Source organism: Citrobacter sp. Igbk 17 (assembly GCF_028069775.1).
Classification (GTDB): Bacteria; Pseudomonadota; Gammaproteobacteria; order Enterobacterales; family Enterobacteriaceae; genus Citrobacter.
On record NZ_JANEWI010000003.1, the window covers coordinates 177,662 to 203,910 of the forward strand.

General features: G+C 53.4%; 24 protein-coding genes. 11 read left to right on the top strand and 13 right to left on the bottom strand.

What is annotated here, in order from left to right; all coding sequences use genetic code 11:
- Positions 1–289: 289 nt before the first annotated feature.
- Together serA and rpiA are read right to left on the bottom strand one after the other, a co-directional pair.
- On the bottom strand, positions 290–1,522 hold the full coding sequence (gene serA, locus NNO08_RS03095) for a phosphoglycerate dehydrogenase (protein ID WP_271456170.1): 1,233 nt from the start codon (positions 1,520–1,522) through the stop codon (positions 290–292).
- A gap of 270 nt (positions 1,523–1,792) precedes the next feature.
- Positions 1,793–2,452, bottom strand: coding sequence for a ribose-5-phosphate isomerase RpiA (gene rpiA / locus NNO08_RS03100; RefSeq protein WP_003026986.1), 660 nt, complete (start codon positions 2,450–2,452; stop codon positions 1,793–1,795).
- 170 nt (positions 2,453–2,622) lie between these two features.
- On the opposite strand from rpiA, the gene argP reads away from it, so the two are divergent.
- From argP to NNO08_RS03125, 5 genes are all read left to right on the top strand, one after another.
- Positions 2,623–3,516 (top strand): DNA-binding transcriptional regulator ArgP, encoded by an 894-nt coding sequence (gene argP / locus NNO08_RS03105; RefSeq protein ID WP_032940465.1) that lies wholly within the window; start codon positions 2,623–2,625, stop codon positions 3,514–3,516.
- Between the two features lie 231 nt (positions 3,517–3,747).
- Positions 3,748–5,892 (top strand): methylmalonyl-CoA mutase, encoded by a 2,145-nt coding sequence (gene scpA, locus NNO08_RS03110; protein WP_271456171.1) that lies wholly within the window; start codon positions 3,748–3,750, stop codon positions 5,890–5,892.
- Positions 5,885–6,880, top strand: coding sequence for a methylmalonyl Co-A mutase-associated GTPase MeaB (gene meaB / locus NNO08_RS03115; RefSeq protein ID WP_271456172.1), 996 nt, complete (start codon positions 5,885–5,887; stop codon positions 6,878–6,880). The genes scpA and meaB overlap by 8 nt, the downstream gene beginning before the upstream one ends.
- A gap of 10 nt (positions 6,881–6,890) precedes the next feature.
- Positions 6,891–7,676 (top strand): methylmalonyl-CoA decarboxylase, encoded by a 786-nt coding sequence (scpB, locus tag NNO08_RS03120; protein ID WP_137382640.1) that lies wholly within the window; start codon positions 6,891–6,893, stop codon positions 7,674–7,676.
- A gap of 25 nt (positions 7,677–7,701) precedes the next feature.
- Positions 7,702–9,168 (top strand): acetyl-CoA hydrolase/transferase family protein, encoded by a 1,467-nt coding sequence (locus NNO08_RS03125; RefSeq protein ID WP_271456173.1) that lies wholly within the window; start codon positions 7,702–7,704, stop codon positions 9,166–9,168.
- Here the strand turns inward: NNO08_RS03125 and srsR are convergent.
- The 7 genes from srsR to epd all read right to left on the bottom strand — a co-directional run bounded on the left by srsR (position 9,165) and on the right by epd (position 16,325).
- Positions 9,165–10,061 (bottom strand): LysR family transcriptional regulator SrsR, encoded by an 897-nt coding sequence (gene srsR, locus NNO08_RS03130; RefSeq protein ID WP_271456174.1) that lies wholly within the window; start codon positions 10,059–10,061, stop codon positions 9,165–9,167. The two genes, NNO08_RS03125 and srsR, sit on opposite strands and share 4 nt — an antisense overlap.
- A gap of 121 nt (positions 10,062–10,182) precedes the next feature.
- Positions 10,183–10,929 (bottom strand): oxidative stress defense protein, encoded by a 747-nt coding sequence (locus NNO08_RS03135; RefSeq protein WP_271441208.1) that lies wholly within the window; start codon positions 10,927–10,929, stop codon positions 10,183–10,185.
- Positions 10,930–11,019: 90 nt separating this feature from the next.
- Positions 11,020–11,655, bottom strand: coding sequence for an arginine exporter ArgO (gene argO, locus NNO08_RS03140; RefSeq protein WP_032940461.1), 636 nt, complete (start codon positions 11,653–11,655; stop codon positions 11,020–11,022).
- 209 nt (positions 11,656–11,864) lie between these two features.
- Complete coding sequence (locus tag NNO08_RS03145) at positions 11,865–12,725, bottom strand: small-conductance mechanosensitive channel MscS (protein WP_271454887.1); 861 nt, start codon at positions 12,723–12,725, stop codon at positions 11,865–11,867.
- Positions 12,726–12,916: 191 nt separating this feature from the next.
- Complete coding sequence (gene fbaA / locus NNO08_RS03150; RefSeq protein WP_003027029.1) at positions 12,917–13,996, bottom strand: class II fructose-bisphosphate aldolase; 1,080 nt, start codon at positions 13,994–13,996, stop codon at positions 12,917–12,919.
- Between the two features lie 97 nt (positions 13,997–14,093).
- Positions 14,094–15,257, bottom strand: a complete 1,164-nt coding sequence (gene pgk, locus NNO08_RS03155) for a phosphoglycerate kinase (RefSeq protein WP_003027032.1) — start codon at positions 15,255–15,257, stop codon at positions 14,094–14,096.
- Positions 15,258–15,305: 48 nt separating this feature from the next.
- Positions 15,306–16,325, bottom strand: a complete 1,020-nt coding sequence (gene epd, locus NNO08_RS03160; RefSeq protein ID WP_271441207.1) for an erythrose-4-phosphate dehydrogenase — start codon at positions 16,323–16,325, stop codon at positions 15,306–15,308.
- 374 nt (positions 16,326–16,699) lie between these two features.
- On the opposite strand from epd, the gene NNO08_RS03165 reads away from it, so the two are divergent.
- From NNO08_RS03165 to NNO08_RS03185, 5 genes are read left to right on the top strand one after another with little or no spacing between them, the layout of a single operon-like run.
- Positions 16,700–17,125, top strand: coding sequence for a PPC domain-containing DNA-binding protein (locus NNO08_RS03165; RefSeq protein ID WP_271456175.1), 426 nt, complete (start codon positions 16,700–16,702; stop codon positions 17,123–17,125).
- A gap of 24 nt (positions 17,126–17,149) precedes the next feature.
- Complete coding sequence (locus tag NNO08_RS03170) at positions 17,150–17,728, top strand: ECF transporter S component (RefSeq protein WP_271456176.1); 579 nt, start codon at positions 17,150–17,152, stop codon at positions 17,726–17,728.
- Positions 17,729–18,436 (top strand): energy-coupling factor transporter transmembrane component T, encoded by a 708-nt coding sequence (locus NNO08_RS03175; protein ID WP_271456177.1) that lies wholly within the window; start codon positions 17,729–17,731, stop codon positions 18,434–18,436.
- Positions 18,424–19,101 carry an ABC transporter ATP-binding protein gene (locus tag NNO08_RS03180; RefSeq protein WP_271456178.1) on the top strand — a complete coding sequence of 226 codons (678 nt, stop codon included), beginning with the start codon at positions 18,424–18,426 and terminating at the stop codon, positions 19,099–19,101. The genes NNO08_RS03175 and NNO08_RS03180 overlap by 13 nt, the downstream gene beginning before the upstream one ends.
- Complete coding sequence (locus tag NNO08_RS03185; RefSeq protein WP_271456179.1) at positions 19,095–19,754, top strand: ABC transporter ATP-binding protein; 660 nt, start codon at positions 19,095–19,097, stop codon at positions 19,752–19,754. Before NNO08_RS03180 ends, NNO08_RS03185 begins: the two co-directional genes overlap by 7 nt.
- 51 nt (positions 19,755–19,805) lie before the next feature.
- Here the strand turns inward: NNO08_RS03185 and tkt are convergent, their stop codons facing one another.
- On the bottom strand, positions 19,806–21,797 hold the full coding sequence (tkt, locus tag NNO08_RS03190) for a transketolase (RefSeq protein WP_202037803.1): 1,992 nt from the start codon (positions 21,795–21,797) through the stop codon (positions 19,806–19,808).
- A 279-nt stretch (positions 21,798–22,076) separates the two neighbouring features.
- On the opposite strand from tkt, the gene NNO08_RS03195 reads away from it, so the two are divergent.
- A complete protein-coding gene (locus NNO08_RS03195) occupies positions 22,077–22,835 on the top strand; it encodes a M48 family metallopeptidase (protein ID WP_271456180.1) in 759 nt (252 codons plus the stop codon).
- A gap of 95 nt (positions 22,836–22,930) precedes the next feature.
- On the opposite strand, the gene speB is transcribed toward NNO08_RS03195, so the two are convergent.
- The 3 genes from speB to yqgB form a co-directional block, all read right to left on the bottom strand.
- Complete coding sequence (speB, locus tag NNO08_RS03200) at positions 22,931–23,851, bottom strand: agmatinase (protein WP_271441203.1); 921 nt, start codon at positions 23,849–23,851, stop codon at positions 22,931–22,933.
- Positions 23,852–24,088: 237 nt separating this feature from the next.
- Positions 24,089–26,065 carry a biosynthetic arginine decarboxylase gene (gene speA / locus NNO08_RS03205; RefSeq protein WP_137382625.1) on the bottom strand — a complete coding sequence of 659 codons (1,977 nt, stop codon included), beginning with the start codon at positions 26,063–26,065 and terminating at the stop codon, positions 24,089–24,091.
- A gap of 8 nt (positions 26,066–26,073) precedes the next feature.
- Positions 26,074–26,205: an acid stress response protein YqgB gene (gene yqgB / locus NNO08_RS03210; protein ID WP_137382624.1), complete on the bottom strand. Its 132-nt coding sequence runs from the start codon at positions 26,203–26,205 to the stop codon at positions 26,074–26,076.
- Positions 26,206–26,249: the final 44 nt, after the last annotated feature.

Genomic DNA, 26,249 nt, shown 5'->3' on the forward strand with positions numbered 1-26,249 from the left:
TTAATATGCTGGCGTAGCGATGATTAACAGGATTAGCAGCATGATGACGACTCTCATCATCGTCCCTTTCCTTTTTAGAGCCCCTGCTTCGGTAGGGGCTTTCCCGTTTCAGCGCGATGCTGAGCCTCTATCGTAAATTCCTTTTAGTGCTGTACAACACGCAGCACTGCCTTTAGTTGCCAATTGCGGCAAGGCTCGAAAACAGAATGTATGCGTTACAGAAAGAAATTTTGAGGCAGGGAAATCAGAGGAAAGATGGGCAGGTCATCGCCTGCCCATATAGAGGAAATCAGTACAGCAGACGAGCGCGAATGGTTCCCGGCAGGGCTTTCATCGCCTGTAGCGCTTTCTCTGCCACATCTTCATCCGCTTCAATATCGATAACCACGTAACCGACCTGCGCGGACGTCTGCAGATACTGCGCGGCAATGTTGACACCCTGCTCGGCAAAAATCTGGTTCAGCGCGGTCAGTACGCCTGGGCGGTTTTCGTGAATGTGCATCAGACGACGACCACCGTGCAGCGGCAGCGAAACTTCCGGGAAGTTAACGGCAGACAGCGTAGAGCCATTGTCGGAATACTTCGTCAGTTTACCCGCCACTTCCAGGCCGATGTTTTCCTGCGCTTCCAGCGTGGAACCACCGATATGCGGCGTCAGGATCACGTTATCAAAATCACACAGCGGCGAGGTGAACGGATCGCTGTTAGATGCAGGCTCCGTTGGGAAGACGTCGATGGCCGCTCCCGCCAGATGTTTCGTTGCCAGCGCATCACACAGCGCAGGAATATCGACAACCGTTCCACGTGCAGCGTTGATCAGCAGTGCGCCTGGTTTCATCAGCGCAATCTCATGCGCGCCCATCAGATTTTTGGTGGAGGCGTTTTCCGGCACGTGGAGGCTGACCACATCGCTCATATTCAGCAGGTCGGAAAGATGCTGTACCTGCGTGGCGTTGCCCAGCGGCAGTTTATTTTCAATATCATAGAAATAAACGTGCATCCCCAGCGATTCAGCCAGAATACCCAACTGAGTACCAATGTGGCCGTAGCCGATGATCCCCAGTTTTTTGCCACGCGCTTCAAAAGAGCCGGTAGCCAGTTTATTCCACACGCCGCGGTGCGCTTTGGCGTTCGCTTCCGGCACGCCGCGTAGCAGTAGTAGCAGTTCGCCAATCACCAGTTCGGCAACGGAACGTGTGTTAGAGAATGGCGCGTTAAACACGGGGATCCCGCGTTTTGCCGCCGCGCTCAGATCAACCTGATTGGTGCCAATGCAGAAGCAGCCAATCGCGACCAGTTTCTCTGCGGCGTCAATCACATCTTCAGTCAGATGGGTTCGGGATCGCAGGCCAATGAAGTGGGCATCACGGATGGACTCTTTCAGCTGTTCAGTGTCCAGAGCGCCTTTATGAAACTCAATGTTGGTATAACCTGCTGCACGAAGGTTTTCGAGTGCTTTTTGGTGCACACCTTCAACCAGCAGAAATTTAATCTTATCTTTCTCCAGTGATACCTTTGCCATTTCCCGACCCTGTCTTTTTTTGTTCAAACTGATGTGTTGTGTGTGGGATTTTCATCCTCCTCTTCAACATATCAAAAAATAATATTGCGGCAATATGAACGTTTGCGTCGTCATGCTGAGGAAATGTCATTCAGCGGGAATTGTCAGAGGAAAATACTGGCGATAACTTTTTCTTTGGAGGGATCGGCAGGACAATATTATAAACGTGACACAAGTCACCAAATTTGCCCTGCCAAAATTTTTTTAACAGGAGAAGACTCTCCCGTCAGATCATTTTACGATAGTTTTCACGCCGTCCGGTGTGCCAATCAGCGCCACATCGGCACCACGATTGGCGAACAGACCCACGGTTACTACGCCCGGAATCGCATTGATGGCGTTTTCCATGGCCACGGCGTCAAGGATCTCCAGGCCGTGCACATCCAGGATCACGTTACCATTGTCAGTGACCACCCCCTGACGATATTCAGGGCGACCACCCAACTTCACCAGTTGACGCGCGACTGCGCTACGCGCCATTGGGATCACTTCCACCGGCAGCGGGAAGTTGCCAAGAATATCGACTTCTTTGGACGCGTCCGCGATGCAGATAAATTTCTTCGCCACGGAAGCAATGATCTTTTCACGCGTCAGCGCTGCGCCGCCGCCTTTGATCATCTGCATATGGCCGTTGATTTCATCCGCGCCATCAACGTATACGCCGAGGCTGTCCACTTCGTTAAGATCGAATACGTGGATACCAAGGCTTTTCAGTTTTTCAGTCGAGGCGTCCGAGCTGGACACTGCGCCTTCAATCTGACCTTTCATTGTGCCCAGCGCATCAATAAAGTGTGCGGCTGTTGAACCGGTACCTACGCCCACAATGGTGCCGGGCTGTACATACTGAAGTGCCGCCCATCCTACTGCTTTTTTCAGTTCATCCTGCGTCATGATCGTTTCGCCTGTGGTGTGAATATGGTGGGAAAATTCACGCGCATTATAGAACATTGTGCAGAAAAATGTTCCCACACCCGCAAGCTGGCGGCGGATTTCGTCTTTACCCAACCTAAAATTGTGTCATAGTGCAGAACAAGCAAAAATTTCAGGAGTGCGTCAGAGCAATGAAACGTCCGGACTACAGAACACTACAAGCACTGGATGCGGTTATTCGTGAACGAGGATTTGAGCGCGCAGCGCAAAAGCTGTGCATCACGCAATCCGCGGTTTCACAGCGCATAAAACAGCTTGAGAATATGTTCGGACAACCGCTGCTGGTGCGTACCGTCCCCCCGCGCCCTACCGAACAAGGACAAAAACTTCTGGCCCTGTTGCGCCAGGTTGAACTGCTGGAAGATGAGTGGCTGGGTGATGAACAAACCGGATCCACGCCACTGCTGCTCTCTCTGGCAGTGAACGCCGACAGCCTGGCAACCTGGTTACTTCCGGCGCTGGCGCCGGTACTGGCCAATTCACCGATTCGTCTGAACCTGCAGGTTGAAGATGAAACCCGGACCCAGGAACGTCTGCGCCGGGGTGAAGTTGTGGGTGCGGTGAGTATCCAGCATCAGGCGCTGCCAAGCTGCCTGGTGGATAAGCTCGGTGCGCTCGACTATCTTTTTGTTGGCTCCAAAGCGTTTGCCGAACGCTACTTCCCTAATGGTGTTACCCGCTCCGCCCTGCTGAAAGCACCAGCAGTGGCTTTTGACCACCTCGACGATATGCACCAGGCCTTCCTGCAGCAGAACTTCGATTTGCCGCCGGGTAGTGTGCCATGCCACATAGTTAACTCATCCGAAGCCTTCGTTCAGCTGGCGCGTCAGGGCACGACTTGTTGTATGATCCCTCACCTGCAAATTGAAAAAGAGCTGGAAAGCGGTGAGCTTATCGACTTAACGCCGGGACTGTTCCAGCGCCGGATGCTCTACTGGCATCGCTTTGCACCGGAAAGCCGCATGATGCGCAACGTCACCGACGCTCTGCTGGCTTACGGTCACAACGTGCTGCGCCAGGATTAAACTGTTTATAGCCTCTGAGTGCCGGATGGCGGCGTAACGCCTTATCCGGCCTCCCCCTCTTACCGCTTTTTCATGTTATTCATACCACGTCTTTGAAATACATCACAAAACCAAACACACCATGCGGCAAAAAACGACGCCCTGTTGGCTATTTTTTGCTGGCGACAAGCTGACGGAAAAAGCTCACCGTATTCGTAAAGATTCAACTTATTGCGTAATACGGAGCAAAAAATGGCAAACGTACAGGAGTGGCAAACACTCGCCAATAAAGAACTCAGTCGCCGGGAAAAAACCGTCGAATCTCTGGAAAGACAAACGGCGGAAGGGATTGCCATCAAGCCGCTGTATACCGAGGCCGATCTCGATAATCTGGAAGTAACAGGTACTCTCCCCGGCCTGCCGCCTTACGTGCGCGGCCCACGCGCCACTATGTATACCGCGCAGCCGTGGACCATTCGCCAGTACGCCGGTTTCTCAACTGCTAAAGAGTCGAATGCGTTTTATCGCCGCAACCTCGCTGCCGGACAAAAGGGGCTCTCCGTCGCGTTTGATCTTGCCACTCATCGTGGCTATGACTCTGACAACCCGCGCGTGGCGGGTGACGTCGGCAAAGCGGGCGTAGCGATCGATACCGTCGAAGATATGAAGATACTATTCGACCAGATCCCGCTGGATAAGATGTCGGTATCAATGACCATGAACGGCGCAGTGCTGCCGGTACTGGCGTTTTACATCGTCGCTGCAGAAGAACAAGGCGTAACGCCGGAACAGCTCACCGGGACCATTCAGAACGATATTCTGAAAGAATACCTGTGTCGCAACACCTACATTTATCCGCCAAAACCTTCGATGCGCATTATCGCCGACATCATCGCCTGGTGTTCTGGCAACATGCCACGCTTTAATACCATCAGCATCAGCGGCTACCACATGGGCGAAGCCGGCGCGAACTGCGTGCAGCAGGTGGCATTTACGTTGGCTGACGGTATTGAATACATCAAAGCCGCACTCTCTGCAGGATTGAAAATTGATGACTTTGCCCCGCGCCTGTCATTCTTCTTCGGTATCGGCATGGATCTGTTCATGAACGTCGCCATGTTGCGCGCAGCGCGTTATTTGTGGAGCGAAGCGGTCAGCAGTTTTGGCGCGACCAACCCGAAATCCTTAGCCCTGCGCACCCACTGTCAGACATCCGGCTGGAGCCTGACCGAGCAGGATCCGTACAACAACGTCATTCGCACCACCATCGAAGCACTCGGTGCCACACTCGGCGGTACACAGTCTTTGCATACCAACGCCTTTGATGAAGCGCTCGGCCTGCCCACTGATTTCTCCGCGCGCATTGCGCGCAATACGCAGATCATCATTCAGGAAGAATCGGAGATCTGCCGCACCGTCGATCCGCTGGCCGGATCGTATTACGTCGAATCGCTCACCGATCACATCGTTAAGCAGGCACGCACGATCATCAAACAGATCGATGAAGTCGGCGGCATGGCGAAAGCGATCGAAGCCGGGTTGCCGAAACGGATGATCGAAGAAGCCTCGGCACGTGAACAATCGCTGATCGACCAGGGCAAGCGCGTCATCGTTGGCGTGAACAAGTACAAGCTGGATAAAGAAGACGAGACGTCGGTGCTGGAGATCGACAACGTGAAGGTGCGTAACGAGCAGATTGCTTCGTTGCAGCATATCCGCGCAACGCGTGACAATGATGCCGTCAAAACTGCACTGTCAGCGCTGACCCACGCCGCACAGCACAATGAAAACCTGTTGGCCGCGGCGATTAACGCCGCCCGTGTTCGCGCCACGCTGGGTGAAATCTCCGACGCGCTGGAGGTTGCCTTTGACCGCTATCTGGTTCCCAGCCAGTGCGTTACCGGCGTGATTGCGCAAAGCTATCACCAGTCTGATAAATCCGCCGATGAGTTTGACGCTATCGTTGCGCAAACGGAGCAATTTCTGGCTGAGCATGGCCGTCGCCCGCGCATTCTAATCGCCAAGATGGGCCAGGACGGCCACGATCGCGGCGCGAAGGTGATCGCCAGCGCCTACTCCGATCTCGGATTCGATGTTGATCTCAGCCCGATGTTCTCCACACCGGAAGAGATTGCCCGCCTGGCCGTAGAAAACGATGTGCATGTGATTGGTGCATCATCACTGGCAGCAGGTCATAAAACGCTAATCCCGGAACTGGTCACCGCGCTCAAAAACTGGGGGCGCGAAGATATTTGCGTGGTCGCGGGAGGGGTTATCCCGCCGCAGGATTACGCCTTCCTGCACGAGCATGGCGTGGCAGCCATTTATGGCCCAGGTACGCCAATGCTCGACAGCGTCCGCGATGTGTTAACCCGCATTAGCCAACATCATGATTAACGCCGCCACGCTTGAGGATACCGTCCGGCGCCTGCGCCTGGGTGAGCGCGCCACGCTCGCGCAGGCGATGACGCTGGTCGAAAGTAGCCACCCGCGCCACCAGCCGCTGAGTACGCAATTACTGGACGCCATTATGCCGTTCACCGGTCATGCCTTACGTCTGGGTATTACCGGTACGCCGGGTGCAGGAAAAAGCACCTTTCTGGAAGCGTTCGGTATGCTGTTGATCCGCCACGGATTGCGGGTAGCAGTTATTGCCGTTGATCCCAGCAGCCCGGTTAGCGGCGGCAGTATTCTTGGCGATAAAACCAGGATGAACGAGCTGGCACGCGCAGAATCCGCGTTCATTCGCCCGGTGCCTTCCGGCGGGCATTTAGGCGGCGCCAGCCAGCGCGCGCGTGAGTTAATGCTGCTGTGCGAAGCGGCGGGCTTTGACGTGGTGATTGTGGAAACCGTCGGTGTCGGGCAGTCCGAAACCGAAGTGGCCCGGATGGTTGATTGTTTTATCTCGTTGCAGATTGCCGGTGGCGGTGACGATCTACAGGGCATCAAGAAAGGGATTATGGAGATGGCTGACCTGATCGTAATCAACAAAGATGATGGTGATAACCGCAGCAACGTCGCCATTACCCGCCACATGTATCAATCCGCCCTGCATATTCTGCGCCACAAGTATGACGAGTGGCAGCCGCAGGTTCTGACCTGTAGTGCGCTCGAAAAGCGAGGCATCGAGGAAATCTGGCAGACGATAACCGACTTCAAAACGCGTCTTACCACCAGCGGTCGGCTGGAAAAAGTGCGTCAACAACAGGCAGTTGAGTGGATACAGAAACAAGCTGAAGAAGAAGCGCTGCATCTGCTGTTTGCCTGTGCGGACTTCGACCACTACTTCCAGCAAACGCTACAGTCCGTGAAAAACAATGATCTTTCGCCGCGCACCGGGCTGCGACACATCAGCGAATTTATCCAGCATCATTACTTTGAATAAAGAGAACATTATGTCTTATCAATACGTCAACGTTGTCATCATCCAGAAAGTCGCGGTCATTGAATTCAACTATGCCCGCAAGCTCAATGCCCTGAGCAAAGTATTTATCGACGATCTGATACAGGCGCTGAGCGATCTCAATCGTCCGGAAATTCGCTGCATTATTCTGCGCGCACCAAGCGGGGCAAAAGTGTTCTCTGCCGGGCATGACATTCATGAACTCCCAACCGGACGTCGCGATCCCCTCTCCTATGACGATCCGCTGCGTCAGATAACCCGCATGATCCAAAAATACCCGAAACCCGTGATTTCCATGGTTGAAGGCAGCGTCTGGGGTGGTGCATTTGAAATGATCATGAGCTCCGATCTGATTATCTCCGCTGAAACGTCCACCTTTTCGATGACGCCAGTCAACCTTGGTGTGCCCTATAATCTGGTGGGCATCCACAACCTGACCCGTGATGCAGGCTTTCACATCGTGAAAGAGCTGATTTTTACCGCCTCGCCCATTACAGCACAACGCGCCATGGCCGTCGGGATCCTTAACCATGTCGTCCCCGTCGACGAACTGGAAGATTTCACTTTGCAAATGGCGCACCACATCTCAGAAAAAGCGCCACTGGCGATCGCCGTTATCAAAGAAGAGCTACGCGTGCTGGGTGAAGCACACACCATGAATTCCGACGAGTTCGAGCGTATTCAGGGTATGCGTCGCGCGGTGTACGACAGCGAGGACTATCAGGAAGGGATGAATGCGTTTATGGAAAAACGTAAACCGAATTTTGTCGGCCACTAATTGCGGTCAGAGAAAGGAGAGAGCCATGAAACGGATGAGCGCTGAAGAAGCGGCAGAAATTATCCAACACGATGATATGGTGGCATTTAGCGGATTCACACCAGCAGGCTCACCAAAAGCATTGCCGACAGCGCTTGCCCGACGCGCCTGCGAACAGCATCAGGCCGGGCAGCCCTTTCAGATTCGCTTGCTGACTGGGGCGTCAATCGGCGCTGCCGCTGACGATGCATTATCAGAGGCAGATGCCGTTTCCTGGCGTGCGCCTTATCAAACCTCCTCCGGCCTGCGCGAGAAAATTAACCAGGGCCAGGTGAGGTTTGTCGATCTCCATCTGAGTGAGGTTGCGCAGATGGTCAATTACGGCTTTTTTGGCGAGATCGATATTGCCGTTATTGAAGCTTCAGCCATCGCGCCAGATGGACGGATTTGGCTCACAAGCGGGATAGGCAATGCGCCAACCTGGCTGCTGCGGGCAAAAAAAGTGGTAATCGAACTGAACCACTACCATAACCCGCGCGTAGCAGAGCTTGCCGACATTGTTATTCCAGGCGCACCACCACGGCGGAACAGCGTGCCCATTTTTCATACCATGGATCGTGTCGGGACACAGTGCGTGCAGATAGACCCGAAAAAGGTCGTTGCGATAGTGGATACCGAACTGCCAGATGCCGGTAATGCGTCAGATAAAACCAACCCGGTCAGCCAACAAATAGCCGATAACGTGGTCACCTTTCTGCTGGCAGAAATGGCGCACAAGCGAATTCCACCTGAGTTTTTGCCCCTTCAGAGTGGCGTTGGCAATATCAATAACGCAGTGATGGCGCGACTGGGTGAGAACCCGGATATCCCGCCCTTTATGATGTATTCAGAGGTGTTGCAGGAATCGGTGGTGTATCTGCTGGAAACAGGGAAAGTAACCGGTGCCAGCGCCTCAAGCCTGACGATTTCCGCCCCATCGCTGCAGAAGATCTACGACAACATGGATTTCTTCACCAGCAGGATAGTGTTGCGCCCGCAGGAGATCTCCAATAACCCGGAGATTATCCGTCGTCTGGGGGTGATTGCGCTTAATGTCGGCCTGGAGTTTGATATCTATGGTCATGCTAACTCCACGCATGTCGCGGGGGTCAATCTGATGAACGGTATTGGCGGCAGCGGCGATTTCGAACGTAACGCCTATCTGTCGATCTTTATGGCTCCGTCGATCGCCAAAGGCGGGAAAATATCCACTATTGTGCCGATGTGCAGCCATGTCGATCACAGCGAACATAGCGTGAAAGTGATTGTCACTGAACAGGGCATTGCCGATCTGCGCGGGTTATCTCCTCTGCAACGGGCACATACCATCATCGACAACTGTGCTCATCCCCTGTACCGGGACTACCTGCACCACTATCTGGAAAAAGCGCCCGGCGGGCATATTCATCACGATCTCAGTCATGCCTTTGATCTGCATCGCAATCTTATCGAGACCGGTTCCATGCTGGGTTAAGTTGCCGTACCGTCACGATCCTCAGCGATATGCTGCAGCATTGTGGCGGTGTAGCGATGGTTTTTCAGCGAATACAGAAACTCCTGCATGTACATTGGGCTGCCGGGAGCATCGAAATATTTCAACTTGGCCGGATTCACTAGTCGCCATGCAAAATGCGGGATGACCGTCAGAAACTGCCCCCGCTCCACGGCGCTGATCTTGGCCATAAAACTGTACGGGCGATAGATAATCGTCGGGTTGATCCCACAGGGACGCATGTAAGCATCCAGCATCGCCTCAAAGTTGGCGCGATTCTGGAAGCGCATCTGCAACCAGGGCAGCTCACGCAGCAAATCCTGTGGTTGTTTTTCTTCGTAACGCCGGGATACCAGAAACCCCAGGCGTAACGGCGGTAATTCACTTACTGCCAGATTATCCAGCTCTTGCACCCGGGGAGACACATGTTGCGGCGAGATAATAAAATCAAGTTGTCGGTCGAACAGATTATCAATCACCCCATTTTCACTGAACTCGACAGCCTGGGCGCTGATACCATCGTACTTATCGCCAAGGCTAATCAGCTGGTCAAAAATAATGGTTGGGTAGGTGTTGTCGATGCCGATGACGATTTCCCGCGAGCGACGAGAGGCATTATGGATTTCGTTATCAATAGCAGATAGCCGCTGATAGACGGGAAATAATTTCTGATACAGCTCCTGACCGGCTTTGTTCAGACTGATGTTGTTATCTTTACGGGTAAACAGCGTATAGCCGATTTGATCTTCCAGTGCAGCAATGCTTTTGCCAAACGGCGATGCGGTCATGTGTATTTTTTCTGCCGCTCTGGCGATGTTATTCGTTTGCGCCAGCAGAATAAAATTGCGCATCTTTTTCGAGATAAAAATATCCATAGTCACCTCATAAAATCACTACGGCATATCCTCATCAAGACAAAAAAAAGACTCGCGATGCAGTCGCATTTTTACAGTTGTTCACAGAAAAAACCCGGCGGATAAGCCGGGTCTGAAAAGATTACTGCGTTTTGGCAGGCGCTGCTGCTGGCTGACCCGCCGCGGGTTCGATCTGGAAGACCACATCAACCTGATCGTCAAACTGAATGACCGGCTGTTCGTAGGTTTCCTGAGCCGATGCAGCAGGTGCCGCGTCTGCCTTCATCATCCGTACCATCGGGCTCGGCTGATAATTGGAAACGTGGTAGCGCACACTGTACACCGGGCCAAGTTTGCTATTGAAGCCCGCCGCCAGCTGTTCAGCCTGATGAATGGCATCATCAATTGCGGCTTTACGCGCCTTGTCTTTGTAGGTATCTGGCTGAGCCACACCCAGCGATACCGAGCGGATCTCATTCAGACCCGCTTTCAGCGCGCCATCCAACAGGGCGTTCAGCTTATCCAACTGACGCAGCGTAACCTCAACAGTACGTACCGCACGGTAGCCTTTCAGTACGCTTTTACCATTCTGGTAGTCGTAGTCCGGCTGTGTACGCAGATTGGCGGCGCTAATATCTTTCTTCGCTATCTGGTTTTGCTCAAGGAAGGAAAGATACTGCGCCACACGCTCGTCGGCTTGCTTTTTCGCAGATGCTGCATCCTTCGCCGCTACGTTCACTTCAATTGCCAGAGTGGCAATATCAGGTGTCGCATCGACGCTTGCCGTTCCGGAAGTCACGATGTGTGGTCCATTGGGCAATTCGTTTGCCTGTACCGATAGTGCGCTGAATCCGACTAATGCCGCCAGGGCGATGACTTTGAACTTCACTGTCGTTCCTCCATGTTACATATACCCCTAAACTCAGGGCGCATGCAGGCAAGCTTAGCCGATCTCGCCGCATTGTCCATCAGACAACACTTAGTTGAACAGCGCATGAACGTGCGCAACACCTTCTTTTGCCAGCTGAAAAGCGATAAACCACATCACTAATCCCACCAGCGTATTGATAATGCGCTGGGCTTTAGCAGTACGCAGACGCGGGGCCAGCCAGGCTGCCAGCAGTGCCAGACCAAAGAACCACAGGAACGATGCGCTGACGGTTCCCAGTGCAAACCAGCGCTTAGGTTCCACGTCCAGTTGGCCGCCAAGGCTGCCCAGGACCACAAAAGTATCCAAATAGACATGTGGGTTTAGCCAGGTCACCGCCAGCATGGTGGCGATGATTTTCCAGCGGCCCTGCTTCATCACCTCGGCACTAGCCAGCTCCAGGTTACTGCTCATCGCCGTTTTTAACGCTCCAAAGCCATACCAGAGCAAAAACGCCACCCCACCCCAGGTCACCAGCGCCATCAACCACGGCGACTGCATCAACAAGGCACTCCCCCCAAAGATACCGGCACAGATCAGCACTAAGTCGCTGATAGCGCAAAGTAAGGCAATCATGATGTGATACTGGCGACGAATACCCTGATTCATCACAAAAGCGTTCTGCGGTCCAAGTGGAAGGATCATGGCCGCACCAAGCGCAAGACCTTGAAAATAATAAGATATCACGTTATTTATCCCGAGCTATTTCTCTTAAGCGAAGACTATAGCGCGGGAAAATCATTAGCGGAAATTGATAATATTAATCAGGGATAAGAGGAATTAATACCTGGGGAGAAAATGCCGGATGGCGGCTTGTGCCTGATCCGGCCTACAGTATAGAAATCTGAGTAGGCCGGATAAGCGAAGCGCCATCCGGCACCGTAGTACGGAAAAGATTACTCGGCCGCGCGCTCTTTCACGCGCTTAAAATTCACATCCATCTGCGGATATGGGAAGCTGATACCGTTGGCATCGAACTCACGTTTAATACGCTCCAGCACATCCCAGTAGACACTTTGCAGGTCGCCGCTGTTACTCCAGACACGTACCACAAAGTTAATGGAGGAAGCCCCTAGCTCATTCAGACGCACCGTCATTTCTCGATCTTTCAGGATACGATCATCAGACTGGATGATATCGGTAAGGATTTTCTTCACCTGATCGATATCGGAATCGTAGGCTACACCGATAATAAATTCGTTACGGCGAACCGGTTCACGAGAGAAGTTGATGATATTCCCGGCGATGATTTTGCCGTTTGGGATCACAACAATCTTGCCATCCACGGTACGCATGGTAGTGGAGAATATCTGCACGTTAAGCACGGTTCCGGCTACGCCGCCGAGGTCAACATACTCACTCGCACGGAACGGGCGGAACATCACCAGCAGTACGCCAGCGGCAAGGTTCGACAACGAACCTTGTAATGCCAGACCAACGGCTAAACCTGCCGCACCGAGAACGGCAATCACCGAAGCCGTCTGCACCCCAACGCGTCCGAGGGCGGCAATCAGCGTGAACGCAATGATCCCGTAGCGCACCAGCGCAGAGAGGAAGTCGGCTACGGTCGCATCAATCTTACGCGCTACCATCAGGCGGTTAACCGTGTTCGAAACGATTCGCGCCACAATCATACCGATAATAACAATGGCGATGGCCGCAACGATGTTGACGGCATAGCTCAGCAGCAGTTCCTGGTTGCGGACCAGCCAGGTGCCCGCACCGTTTATGCTGTCGACAACATTCAAATCTTCCATTTACTATTCCTTTTTTGCTTACCCAAACGGGAGAAATAAAGCCACCCCACCGGGGCGGGCAACCTGACAAGGGTAAACAATAAACCCGAATTTTGCCAAACAGATCACAGAATTCTCTGTCAGCAGCACATTGAAATGGCAATAAAAAAGGCCCGCATATGCGGGCCTCATGTCACGTAGAACGGCGTAAATTACAGAACGTCAACCGCGTTCAGTTCTTTGAAAGCCTGTTCCAGACGGGTGATCATGGTTGCCTGACCAGCACGCAGCCATACGCGCGGATCGTAGTATTTCTTGTTCGGCTGATCTTCGCCTTTCGGGTTGCCCAGCTGACCCTGCAGGTAAGCTTCGTTGGCTTTGTAGTAGTTCAGAACGCCTTCCCAGGTAGCCCATTGGGTATCGGTATCGATGTTCATTTTCACTACACCGTAGCTTACGGAGTCTTTGATTTCCTGAGCAGTAGAACCGGAACCGCCGTGGAACACGAAGTTCAGGCTGTTGTGCGGCAGGTTATGTTTCTTAGAAACATAGTCCTGAGAATCGCGCAGGATGGTCGGAGTCAGAACCACGTTGCCTGGCTTGTACACACCGTGTACGTTACCGAAGGAAGCAGCGATGGTGAAACGCGGGCTGATTTTGCTCAGCTCGGTGTACGCATAATCAACGTCTTCCGGCTGGGTGTACAGGGCAGAAGCGTCCATGTGGCTGTTGTCCACGCCGTCTTCTTCACCACCGGTGCAACCCAGTTCGATTTCCAGAGTCATGCCCATTTTGGACATACGCGCCAGATATTTGGAGCAGATTTCGATGTTCTCTTCCAGAGATTCTTCAGACAGGTCGATCATGTGAGAAGAGAACAGCGGTTTGCCCGTTGCAGCAAAGTGTTTTTCACCCGCGTCCAGCAGACCGTCGATCCACGGCAGCAGTTTCTTCGCGCAGTGGTCAGTGTGCAGGATAACCGGAACACCGTAGTGTTCAGCCATCTGGTGAACGTGATGTGCGCCAGAGATAGCACCCAGGATTGCAGCGCCCTGAGGAACGTCGGACTTCACGCCTTTACCCGCGATGAAAGAAGCACCACCGTTGGAGAACTGTACGATTACCGGCGCTTTAACTTTTGCAGCGGTTTCCAGAACGGCGTTAATGGAGTCGGTACCAACGCAGTTAACAGCTGGCAGAGCAAAGTTGTTTTCTTTAGCTACCTGGAAAACTTTCTGAACGTCGTCGCCAGTGATGACGCCCGGTTTTACGAAATCAAAAATTTTAGACATGTTACGTAGTCCTGTATCTGTATCTTCGACCGTTGAAGAAGGTTCGCGAGCGTTTAAGCGCGCTGAAAAACAGGCGGGTCACCCCGCCTGAACTGAATTACTTCTTAGCGCGCTCTTCGAGCATCGCTACTGCTGGCAGGACTTTGCCTTCCACGAATTCGAGGAATGCGCCGCCGCCAGTAGAGATGTAGGAGATTTTGTCAGCAATACCGAACAGGTCGATTGCTGCCAGGGTGTCACCGCCGCCTGCGATAGAGAACGCTTCGCTGTCTGCGATCGCGTTAGCAACGATTTCAGTACCTTTGCGGAAGTTCGGGAATTCAAACACACCAACCGGGCCGTTCCACAGAATGGTTTTCGCATTCTTCAGGATGTCAGCCAGTTGCTGTGCAGAAGCATCGCCGATATCCAGAATCTGCTCGTCTTCTTTCACATCGCTAACGGATTTCAGCGTAGCCGGTGCAGTTTCAGAGAATTCAGTCGCTACGCGAACGTCAGTCGGAACCGGGATGTCACAAGTGGTCAGCAGACGCTTAGCTTCATCAACCAGGTCAGCTTCGTACAGAGATTTACCCACGTTGTGGCCTTGAGCGGCAACGAAGGTGTTGGCGATACCACCGCCTACGATCAGCTGGTCGGCGATTTTAGACAGGGAGTCCAGAACAGTCAGTTTGGTAGAAACTTTAGAACCACCAACAATAGCCACCATCGGACGAGCCGGTTCTTTCAGTGCTTTACCCAGTGCATCCAGCTCAGCAGCCAGCAGCGGACCCGCACACGCTACATCAGCGAATTTACCGATACCGTGAGTGGAAGCCTGTGCACGGTGAGCCGTGCCGAAAGCGTCCATGACGAATACGTCGCACAGTGCAGCATATTTTTTGGACAGCGCTTCGTCGTCTTTCTTCTCGCCTTTGTTGAAGCGAACGTTTTCCAGAACAACCAGTTCACCGGCAGCGACTTCAACGCCGTCCAGGTAATCTTTTACCAGGCGAACCGGAGCAGACAGTTTGTCTTTCAGGTAGTTAACAACCGGCAGCAGAGAGAATTCTTCGTTGTACTCGCCTTCGGTAGGACGACCCAGGTGGGAAGTTACCATCACTTTTGCACCCTGCTTCAGGGCCAGCTCGATGGTTGGCAGAGAGGCACGAATACGCGCATCGCTGGTTACTTTCCCTTCTTTAACTGGTACGTTCAGATCCGCACGGATAAAAACACGTTTACCAGCAAGATCCAGATCGGTCATCTTAATTACAGACATGGTGAATCCTCTCGTTGATTCTTAAAGTTTTGCAAGCGCTCACGCGCCTTACCTGAAACCAATAGCAGCCATCGCTAACGTTGTGTCGAGCATACGGTTAGCAAAGCCCCATTCATTATCGCACCAGACCAGGGTCTTGATCAGGTGAGCCCCACTCACGCGCGTTTGCGTACCATCAACGATGGCACTGTGCGGGTCGTGGTTAAAATCTACAGAGACCAACGGTAATTCCGTATAGTCAACTATACCATGAAATGCACCTTGTGCTGCTTTTTGCAGCAACTGGTTGACTTCACTGGCTTTTACCGGTTTTTTCACCGTCACGCTTAAGTCGATCGCCGTCACATTAATGGTCGGTACACGTACTGCAATCGCTTCAAAACGATCGTTAAATTGCGGAAAAATTCGTGTGATACCTGCCGCCAGTTTGGTATCAACCGGGATGATCGACTGGCTAGCCGCTCGCGTGCGACGCAGGTCGGGATGATAGGCATCAATAACCTGCTGATCGTGCATCGCGGAGTGGATCGTCGTGACGGTACCAGACTCGATGCCATAAGCATCATCCAGCAATTTAATGACGGGAATTATACAATTCGTGGTGCAGGAGGCGTTGGAGACGATCCGGTGCTCAGCGCGCAGTTGATCCTGGTTAACGCCAAACACAACGGTTGCGTCGATGTCGTGACTGCCAGGATGTGAAAAGAGCACTTTTTTAGCACCAGCGGCAATGTGCGCCTCGCCGTGTTCGCGGTTGCCGAAGACACCTGTGCAGTCCAGCACAACGTCGACGCCCAATTCACGCCACGGAAGCGCATCAAGGGTTCGCTCATGCAGAATGCGAATCGCGTCATCGCCAACGATGAGCTGGTCACGTTCCTGACGAACATCCCAGGCAAAACGCCCATGGCTGGTGTCATATTTCAACAAATGCGCCATGCCTGCGGCATCCGCCAGTTCGTTGATAGCCACCACGGTGATTTCCGCCCGACGCCCGGATTCATACAAAGCACGAACCACGTTACGTCCGATGCGACCGAAACCATTAATCGCTACGCGTACGGTCATAGGTCTCCTGCAAGGATTTCTCAGAAACGATGTGGCTGACAGAGTAATGCAGCAAACCGCTCAGGGAAACCTTACCTGTCGCAAACTGCGACTAATTGATTAATTGTCGAACATTTAATCGACTGAAACGCTTCAGCTAGAATAAGCGAAACAAGGAATAAAAGGAATGATTGTCCAGCAACAGAACACAGTTATCTGACTTGCGTCACATTTTAAAGCCCTTCAGTGCTAAATTTATTCCATATTCCAGAATTGCGAATAAGCGTAGCAAGATTATTTCGTTGCCGTGTCACAAATCCTGATTTATATCAGAAAGCTCCCTAACCTGCGTCTATATTATCAGCGCTACGTCCGAGTCTCGGAGTCCCTCAATAATGGCTACATTCAATCCTCAATCATCTGAAGTTCGCTTTCATGCGCTGCGTTTGTTACCCGGTCAGGAAGTCTTTTCTCAGCTACATGCCTTTGTCCAACAACACCAGTTGCAGGCGGCATGGATAGCAGGTTGTACCGGAAGCCTGACCAACGTCGCGTTACGCTACGCCGGACGTGAAGAAACCACATTACTCACCGGTACCTGGGAAGTCATCTCCCTGAACGGCACGCTGGAACTTACTGGCGAACACCTCCATCTTGCGGTGTCCGATCCACAAGGCGCCATGCTGGGGGGCCACATGATGGCAGGCTGTACTGTGCGAACCACACTGGAACTGGTCATTGGCGAGCTAACAAGTCTGGCATTTAGTCGTCAACCCTGCGCCGTTTCCGGTTATGACGAACTGGTTATTTCATCCCGCTAACGCTTCACCTAAAAGAGGTCTTCTATGGCGCGTCGCCAATTTTCCAGCCAGTCTCTGGTTCTGATTGTCATTGCTATCGCTATCAACATGGTCGGGGGGCAGCTTATCAGTATGTTGAAATTGCCCATTTTTCTCGACTCCATTGGCACCTTAATTAGCGCGGTACTGTTAGGCCCGGTTGTGGGGATGTTGACCGGCTTGCTCACGAATCTGCTGTGGGGACTGCTGACCGATCCAATTGCCGCCGCCTTCGCTCCCGTAGCGATGGTTATCGGCCTGGTTGCCGGTTGGCTGGCGCGGGCTGGCTGGTTTCGCACCTTACCCAAAGTGGTCGTCAGCGGCGTGATCATCACCTTGGCCGTCACGCTTGTTGCCGTGCCTATCCGCACCACGTTGTTTGGTGGCGTCACCGGCAGCGGTGCTGATTTATTTGTCGCCTGGATGCATTCCGTCGGCCAGAACCTGGTTGAATCTGTTGCTATCACGGTGCTCAGTGCGAATCTGGTCGATAAAATTCTGACGGCGGTGATCGTCTGGGTACTGCTGCGTCAGCTTCCGTTACGCACGACTCGTCATTTTCCAACGATGTCTGCTGTACGCTAAATGCATCCGTTTACGTCGTTAGCGCTGTGGGCGCTCGCCGCCTGCACCACACTCCTGTTACCAGCAGGAGTACCACTTAGCCTGTACAGCACAGCAACCTTTCTCTGCTTGCTGTGTATGAGGGCGACACGACCGCGGGCGAAGTATGTCGTATGGCTGGTGATCCCCTTCGGCCTGGGGCTGTGGCTGGTACATGGCGGATGGCTTACCGAATGGATCAGTGGGCGACCACGCGAACCCGAGCGTTGGACAAATGCCATTACGCTCTGGCTACGGATCCTGGCCATCGTATCCACGTCACAACTATGGATGCAGTACGTTCCGGTCTCACGATTTATGCGCGCCCTGTTTGCTTCCCGTCTGCCACCAGGTGTGGCCTACCTGTTTGCAGGGCCATTACTGGTCGTCGAACAGCTAAAACATCAGTTAGCGATTATTCATGAAGCCCAGCGCGCACGCGGCGTGCCGTTGGATGAGGGCTGGCACCAACGTTTACGTGCCATGCCCGCATTGATTGTGCCTCTTACCCATAATGCGCTCAACGATCTGGTTGTACGCGGTGCGGCGTTGGATATGCGGGGGTTTCGCCTGCATCGTACACGTACCACGCTGTGGGCACCGCCAGACAGCACCGTCCAGCGCCTGGCACGCTACGCCATGGTCGTACTGATGGTGGTCGAAACAGGAGTCTGGATATGGTTACGTTAGAACAGTTTTGCTATCTTCCGGCGCATGCCACACGTCCGCCCGCCCTCTTCAATTTCCACTACGCTGACCCCGGTATGGTGGCTATCTTTGGCGATAATGGCAGCGGAAAAAGTACACTGGCGCAACTGATAGCAGGCTGGTACCCCGATTTTCTTCCCGGGAAGATCGAAGGTAAAGGAACACTGCTGGGCAATCCTGTCGGACAATTGTCGCTTGTTGAACAATCATGCACCATCCAACTTGTACAACAATCACCTTATCTGCAACTGTCCGGTTGTACTTTTAGCGTTGAGGAAGAAGTGGCATTTGGCCCGGAAAACCTCTGTCTGGACGGGGCTGAAATTATGCGTCGAATTGACGCTGCGCTCACACTGACAGCATGTCAGCCACTACGTCATCGCCATCCAGGATCGCTTTCCGGTGGCGAAACCCAACGGGTGGTGATTGCCAGTGCACTCGCCATGCAGCCGAAGATATTGATTCTCGATGAAGCGTTCAGCCGCCTGACGGCACAGGCAACAACGATGCTACTGGAGCGACTGCAACAATGGGCACAGGAACATCAAGCATTGATTGTGTTGTTCGAGCGCAATCATTCCCCTTTTCTCAGCTACTGCCAGCAGGCGTGGCGACTGCATGACGGAGCACTCTCGCCAATATGCTAACGCTTAACCAGGTCAGCTATCGCTGGCCGAACGCCGCCGATGACTGCTTGCGCACTATCTCGCTTGAACTCAGAGAAGGGGAATGGCTGGCCTTAACAGGCGATAATGGTGCCGGAAAATCCACATTGCTGCGCGTCATGGCCGGACTACTGTCCCCTTCGTCCGGCACAATCACCCTGCAGAGCCGTCCGATTGCGCAACTAAAAAACCGGGAGCGTGCTAAATCGCTCGGCGTCCTGTTTCAGGAAGCTGAAAATCAACTCTTTCATAGCAAGGTGGCAGAGGAAGTGGCTTTCGGATTGCGATTGCAGAAGCGCCCTGCAACAGAAATTGCGCAACGCACTGCAGCCGCACTGCAACTCTGCCAGTTAGAAGACGTTGCCGATGCCCATCCACTGGATTTGCATACCGCGCAGCGTCGCATGGTCGCTGTTGCCAGTCTGGAGGCTATTGCACCCGCCATTTTGCTGCTTGATGAGCCCAGCCGGGATTTTGACGCACGCTGGCTGGGCGTATTCGAAAATTGGCTTGCGGTGTGTCGCGCACGAGGAACCAGCGTCGTCGCGATAAGTCATGATCCGGCGTTTTCACAGCGCCACTTTTCACGCATGGTGCGGCTCGAGTCCGGGCATTTGTACCCGGAACGGCTCTGATAAGCAAAAAAAACGGGCCGCCTAAGCGACCCGTTTTATCTGTAATCGTAATTACAGCAGTTCTTTTGCTTTCGCGACGACGTTGTCGACGGTAAAGCCGAACTCTTCAAACAGCAGTTCTGCCGGTGCAGATTCACCGAAGGTGGTCATCCCGACGATTGCGCCATTCAGGCCCACGTATTTGAACCAGTAGTCAGCGATACCGGCTTCAATTGCCACACGCGCAGAGACCGCTTTCGGCAGTACGGATTCGCGGTAAGCGGCATCCTGCTTATCGAAAGCATCAGTAGACGGCATGGATACCACGCGCGCTTTCACGCCTTCAGCAGTCAGTTTGTCCCATGCAGCCACCGCCAGCTCAACTTCAGAGCCGGTCGCGATGAAGATCAGTTCCGGCTGACCGGCACAGTCTTTCAGCACGTAGCCGCCGCGAGCGATGTTCGCCAGCTGTTCTGCAGTACGTTCCTGCTGCGCCAGGTTCTGACGGGAGAGGATCAGCGCGGTCGGGCCGTCCTGACGCTCAACACCGTATTTCCACGCCACAGCGGATTCAACCTGGTCACACGGACGCCATGTGCTCATGTTCGGGGTCACACGCAGAGAAGCGACCTGCTCTACCGGCTGGTGAGTCGGGCCATCTTCGCCCAGACCGATGGAGTCGTGGGTGTAGACCATGACCTGACGCTGTTTCATCAGCGCAGCCATACGCACCGCGTTACGGGCATATTCCACGAACATCAGGAAGGTGGAGGTGTACGGCAGGAAACCACCGTGCAAAGAGATACCGTTGGCGATAGCGGTCATACCGAATTCACGTACACCGTAATGGATGTAGTTACCGGCAGCATCTTCGTTAATCGCTTTAGAGCCAGACCAGATAGTCAGGTTTGATGGCGCCAGGTCGGCAGAGCCACCAAGGAATTCAGGCAGCAACGGACCAAACGCTTCAATCGCGTTCTGGGATGCTTTACGGCTGGCGATTTTGGACGGGTTCGCCTGCAGCTTAGCAATGAATTCGTTCGCTTTCGCGTCGAAATCAGACGGCATTTCGCCTTTCATACGACGGGTGAACTCAGCGGCTTCCTGCGGGAAGGCTTTTGCATAAGCAGCGAACTTCTCGTTCCATGCCGCTTCTTTTGCCTGACCGGCTTCTTTCGCATCCCACTGCGCGTAAATATCAGACGGGATTTCAAACGGCGCGTATTTCCAGCCAAGCTGTTCGCGGGTCAGCGCGATCTCAGCATCGCCCAGCGGCGCACCGTGAGAGTCATGGGTGCCAGCTTTGTTCGGGGAACCGAAACCGATGATGGTTTTGCACATCAGCAGGGACGGTTTATCGGTGACCGCACGGGCTTCTTCAACGGCGCGCTTAATCGCGTCAGCATCGTGACCATCAACGCCACGAACCACATGCCAGCCGTAAGCTTCAAAACGCTTCGCGGTGTCATCGGTGAACCAGCCTTCAACGTGACCATCGATGGAGATACCGTTGTCATCGTAGAACGCCACCAGTTTGCCCAGCTTCAGCGTACCAGCCAGGGAGCATACCTCGTGAGAGATACCTTCCATCATGCAGCCGTCGCCCATGAACGCATAAGTGAAGTGGTTAACAATGTCGTGGCCCGGACGGTTAAACTGCGCCGCCAGTGTTTTTTCAGCAATAGCCATACCCACTGCATTCGCAATACCCTGACCCAAAGGACCTGTCGTGGTTTCCACACCTGCGGTGTAACCGACTTCCGGGTGTCCCGGGGTTTTGGAGTGCAGCTGACGGAAGTTCTGCAGCTCGGACATCGGCAGATCGTAGCCGGTGAGGTGCAGCAGACTATAAATCAGCATGGAGCCGTGGCCGTTGGACAGCACGAAGCGGTCACGGTCAGCCCAGGACGGGTTAGTCGGGTTGTGGTTCAGGAAATCACGCCACAGGACTTCGGCAATGTCAGCCATACCCATCGGGGCACCCGGGTGACCGGATTTGGCTTTCTGTACTGCGTCCATGCTCAGCGCACGAATAGCATTGGCAAGCTCTTTACGTGAGGACATTTTGACTCCAGATCGGATAATGAAGGCCGTGCCCTTAACGACTTGACGACAGAGCGTTTTGGGCTACGCCGGAAAAAAGTGCCAACAATGTAACCCAAGCCGCGTGTCATGTACATGGAGCATCCTTTTACTGTTTCAGAAATCTCTGGATCATGCGCGCATGTTGCGCAATCTACTCGCCCGCTTATTGTTCTTTTCTTTATACTTAGGCTGAGCGTCGGTTTACCTGCAAACGACGCAATTTTTAGAATAATCCTGACTTTGTGCGGAAGAGAAAACATGAAAATTCGCGCTTTACTGCTTGCTATGAGCATGGCGACGGCATTGACCGGTTGCCAGAATATGGACTCCAATGGACTGCTTTCTTCTGGCGCAGAGGCTTTTCAGGCCTACAGCCTGAGCGATGCTCAGGTGAAAGCGCTCAGCGATCAGGCCTGTAAGGATATGGACAGCAAAGCTACCATAGCCCCAACTGGCAGCGAATATGCGACGCGTCTTAGCAAAATCGCCACTGCGCTTGGCGACAACATTAACGGTCAGCCAGTGAACTACAAAGTCTATATGGCGAAAGATGTGAATGCCTTTGCCATGGCAAACGGCTGTATCCGCGTGTACAGCGGCCTGATGGATATGATGACGGATAACGAAGTTGAAGCAGTCATCGGCCACGAAATGGGTCACGTTGCGCTGGGTCACGTGAAAAAAGGTATGCAGGTTGCGCTAGGAACCAACGCCGTGCGTGCTGCGGCGGCATCTGCGGGCGGCATCGTCGGCAGCCTGTCGCAATCACAACTGGGCGATCTTGGTGAGAAACTGGTGAATTCACAGTTCTCTCAACGCCAGGAATCCGAAGCAGATGATTACTCGTATGATTTGTTGCGCAAGCGCGGCATCAACCCGGCGGGTTTAGCCACCAGCTTTGAGAAACTGGCAAAACTGGAGGCAGGACGTCAAAGCTCAATGTTTGACGATCACCCGGCATCCGCAGAACGTGCGCAACATATTCGCGATCGCATGAGCGCGGACGGGATCAAATAACCGTTAATCGTGCCGGATGCGGCGTTGCCTTTCCGGCCTACAGCGGGTGAATACCTGTAGGCCGGATAAGCGCAGCGCCATCCGGCAAAAACAACTTATTCGCCTTTTTTGGCCGCCTGGATATACAGCATTTCCAGCGCTAACGTTGCTGCGGCCAGTGCGGTGATCTCTGACTGATCGTAAGCCGGAGCCACTTCTACAACGTCCATGCCGACGATGTTCAGATCTTTCATACCACGTACCAGTTTGATTGCACGATCGGAAGTCAGACCGCCGATTACCGGCGTACCGGTACCTGGGGCAAACGCAGGATCCAGGCAGTCGATATCAAAGGTCAGGTATACCGGCATATCACCAACTACCTGCTTAACCTGCGCAATGATGTCATCCACACTGCGATCGTTCACCTGGCAGGCATCCAGTACGGTAAAGCCGTTGTCTTTATCGAATTCGGTACGAATACCAATCTGCACAGAGTGATTCGGATCGATCAGCCCTTCGTTCGGCGCAGTGTAGAACATCGTGCCGTGGTCAAATTCACAACCGTTGGCGTAGGTGTCGGTATGCGCATCAAAGTGCACCAGCGCCATTTTGCCAAAGTGCTTCGCGTGAGCGCGCAGCAGCGGCAGTGTGACAAAGTGGTCACCACCAAAAGAGAGCATGCGCTTACCAGCAGAAAGCAGCTTCTCAGCATGCGCCTGCAGCTTTTCACTCATTTCACGGGCATCGCCAAACGCGTAAACCAGATCGCCGCAGTCCACGACGTTCAAACGTTCGCGCATATCGAAATTCCACGGGAAACGGTTGTGTTCCCAGGCCAGGTTAGTGGAAACCTGACGGATCGCCGCCGGACCATGACGCCCGCCCGCACGACCAGATGTTGCCATATCAAATGGTACGCCGGTGATTACCCAGTCGGCATCACTGTCGTATGGCATGAAGTTCATCGGCAGACGCAAAAAACCAAAGGCGTTAGAAACCAGGGAGTTGTCGTATTGATGACCTAAGGTGCTCATGTACTGACCTCTTATAAAATCGGTGAAAAAAAATCCCCTCCGCGTCGTTAAGCCCGACGAGGAAGGGATTGATTTACGTGACTACTTGTATGGGCGAATTATCGCCGTTAATTTGTACGGATTCAAGTGAGCGCCGTAAATGCCGCCCTCTCTGAATCTGACTGCCGGATGGCGATTTCGCCTTATCCGGCCTACTTTCGTAGCTCCGGTAAGCGCAACACCACTGAGCATTTACCGTTACTCGTCTTCGAGATAGGTATATCCGTACAGCCCTGCTTCGAACTCTTCGAGGAACTGCTGCTGCAACTCCGCATCCAGATCGGTGTTTTTCACCTGATCACGGAACTGCGTCAGCAGAGTATTCGGGTCCAACTGCACGTACTGCAGCATGTCTGCCACAGTATCGCCCTCGTCAGACAACTCAACTTCGACACTGCCATCAGGGAAGACAAACACGTCAACCGCTTCGGTATCACCGAACAGGTTGTGCATGTTACCGAGGATCTCCTGATAAGCCCCCACCATAAAGAAGCCCAGCATCGGCGGGTTCTCCGGATCGTACTCCGGCATCGGCATGGTGGTGGCAATTCCGTCGCCGTCAACGTAATGGTCGATAGCACCATCGGAATCACAGGTAATGTCCAGCAGAACCGCCCGGCGTTCAGGGGCCTGGTTCAACCCTTCCAGCGGCATCACCGGGAACAACTGATCGATACCCCACGCATCCGGCATCGACTGGAACAGAGAGAAGTTGACGTAAATCTTATCCGCCATACGCTCCTGCAGCTCGTCGATAATCGGACGATGCGCGCGGTTGCTCGGGTCGAGTTGTTTCTGCACTTCGTGACACATATTCAGATAGAGCTGTTCAGCCCATGCGCGTTCCTGCAGGCTAAAAGTGCCTGAAGAGTAGCCGACGTGAATATCGTGCAAGTCCATCTGGCTATCGTGCAACCATTCACGTAACGAGCGACGGGTACCCGGCTCGTGCATCTCCTGCCACGTTTCCCACATACTTTGCAGGGCGCGCGGAGCATCTTCAGCCGGAGGTGTGGCTTCGGTGTGTTCGCTACGTTCAACGCCGATAATGTTCGACACCAGTACGGTATGGTGTGCAGTAACAGCACGTCCAGATTCGGTGATCACCGTCGGGTGCGGCAAGCCATGTTCTTCACAGGCATCGCCAATCGCCCAGATAATGTTGTTGGCGTATTCGTTCAGCCCGTAGTTCACAGAGCAGTCGGACTGCGAGCGGGTCCCTTCATAGTCCACACCCAGACCACCACCCACATCGAAGCACTGGATATTTACGCCAAGTTTATGCAGTTCAACGTAGAAACGGGCTGATTCACGTACGCCGGTAGCGATATCGCGAATGTTCGCCATCTGCGAACCAAGGTGGAAATGCAGCAGTTGAATGCTATCCAGACGACCGCGCTCGCGCAGAATTTCCACCAGTTGCAGCACCTGGTTTGCCGCCAGGCCAAACTTGGATTTCTCGCCGCCGGAAGACTGCCATTTACCGGACCCCTGGGAGGCCAGACGTGCACGAACACCGAGGCGTGGCACGACGTTCAGGCGCTCGGCTTCTTCCAGCACGATGGCGATTTCAGACATCTTCTCGATAACCAGATAGACCTTATGGCCCATCTTCTCACCGACCAGCGCCAGGCGAATGTATTCGCGGTCTTTATAGCCGTTACAGACAATCACGCTACGGGTCATACCCGCGTGCGCCAGTACCGCCATCAGTTCCGCTTTCGAACCCGCTTCCAGACCTAACGGTTCGCCAGAGTGGATCAGCGATTCAATAACACGGCGATGCTGGTTAACTTTGATCGGGTAAACCAGGAAGTAGTCGCCGTTGTAGCCGTATGATTCACGTGCACGTTTGAACGCCGCGTTAATCGAGCGCAGACGATGCTGCAGGATCTGCGGGAAGCAAAACAGCGCAGGCAGACGTTGCCCCTGTGCTTCACGGGCTTTTACCAGTTCGGCGAGATCGACACGCGCTTCTGGGACGTCAGGGTCCGGGCACACGCTAATGTGGCCTAATTCATTGACGTCGTAATAATTATTACCCCACCAGGCAATATTGTATGTACGCAGCATCTTGCTGGCTTCCTGGGAACTCATTGCAACCTCCTGCATGGAGCGTAGTACACCCTGTCCGCCCGCTGACGAAGGCGAACCCATGAAAATGTCGTCAGACATAGCGAACCTCAGATTTTATTAACAAGTGTAAAACAGTTGACTACTATCGCAATCCGAAGAGGCGATAACAACCCATAAACAGGCAGATTTTCCAGCAGATAGTGCTGACGCTCCGACTGTGCGACCGGTTTCTTTTTCATATCATTGTAAACACGTAACCGAACTTAATGCTGACGGTTCGGCG

Excerpts from the sequence above, each read along its gene's own strand:
- speA (WP_137382625.1), bottom strand. The coding sequence starts at position 26,065 with ATGTCTGACGACATTTTCATGGGTTCGCCTTCGTCAGCGGGCGGACAG.
- speB (WP_271441203.1), bottom strand. The coding sequence starts at position 23,851 with ATGAGCACCTTAGGTCATCAATACGACAACTCCCTGGTTTCTAACGCC.
- NNO08_RS03170 (WP_271456176.1), top strand. The coding sequence starts at position 17,150 with ATGGCGCGTCGCCAATTTTCCAGCCAGTCTCTGGTTCTGATTGTCATT.
- fbaA (WP_003027029.1), bottom strand. The coding sequence starts at position 13,996 with ATGTCTAAAATTTTTGATTTCGTAAAACCGGGCGTCATCACTGGCGAC.
- NNO08_RS03165 (WP_271456175.1), top strand. The coding sequence starts at position 16,700 with ATGGCTACATTCAATCCTCAATCATCTGAAGTTCGCTTTCATGCGCTG.
- NNO08_RS03175 (WP_271456177.1), top strand. The coding sequence starts at position 17,729 with ATGCATCCGTTTACGTCGTTAGCGCTGTGGGCGCTCGCCGCCTGCACC.
- scpB (WP_137382640.1), top strand. The coding sequence starts at position 6,891 with ATGTCTTATCAATACGTCAACGTTGTCATCATCCAGAAAGTCGCGGTC.
- tkt (WP_202037803.1), bottom strand. The coding sequence starts at position 21,797 with ATGTCCTCACGTAAAGAGCTTGCCAATGCTATTCGTGCGCTGAGCATG.
- yqgB (WP_137382624.1), bottom strand. The coding sequence starts at position 26,205 with ATGAAAAAGAAACCGGTCGCACAGTCGGAGCGTCAGCACTATCTGCTG.
- argP (WP_032940465.1), top strand. The coding sequence starts at position 2,623 with ATGAAACGTCCGGACTACAGAACACTACAAGCACTGGATGCGGTTATT.
- NNO08_RS03145 (WP_271454887.1), bottom strand. The coding sequence starts at position 12,725 with ATGGAAGATTTGAATGTTGTCGACAGCATAAACGGTGCGGGCACCTGG.
- serA (WP_271456170.1), bottom strand. The coding sequence starts at position 1,522 with ATGGCAAAGGTATCACTGGAGAAAGATAAGATTAAATTTCTGCTGGTT.
- meaB (WP_271456172.1), top strand. The coding sequence starts at position 5,885 with ATGATTAACGCCGCCACGCTTGAGGATACCGTCCGGCGCCTGCGCCTG.
- srsR (WP_271456174.1), bottom strand. The coding sequence starts at position 10,061 with ATGGATATTTTTATCTCGAAAAAGATGCGCAATTTTATTCTGCTGGCG.
- rpiA (WP_003026986.1), bottom strand. The coding sequence starts at position 2,452 with ATGACGCAGGATGAACTGAAAAAAGCAGTAGGATGGGCGGCACTTCAG.
- scpA (WP_271456171.1), top strand. The coding sequence starts at position 3,748 with ATGGCAAACGTACAGGAGTGGCAAACACTCGCCAATAAAGAACTCAGT.
- NNO08_RS03195 (WP_271456180.1), top strand. The coding sequence starts at position 22,077 with ATGAAAATTCGCGCTTTACTGCTTGCTATGAGCATGGCGACGGCATTG.
- NNO08_RS03180 (WP_271456178.1), top strand. The coding sequence starts at position 18,424 with ATGGTTACGTTAGAACAGTTTTGCTATCTTCCGGCGCATGCCACACGT.
- NNO08_RS03125 (WP_271456173.1), top strand. The coding sequence starts at position 7,702 with ATGAAACGGATGAGCGCTGAAGAAGCGGCAGAAATTATCCAACACGAT.
- pgk (WP_003027032.1), bottom strand. The coding sequence starts at position 15,257 with ATGTCTGTAATTAAGATGACCGATCTGGATCTTGCTGGTAAACGTGTT.
- epd (WP_271441207.1), bottom strand. The coding sequence starts at position 16,325 with ATGACCGTACGCGTAGCGATTAATGGTTTCGGTCGCATCGGACGTAAC.
- NNO08_RS03185 (WP_271456179.1), top strand. The coding sequence starts at position 19,095 with ATGCTAACGCTTAACCAGGTCAGCTATCGCTGGCCGAACGCCGCCGAT.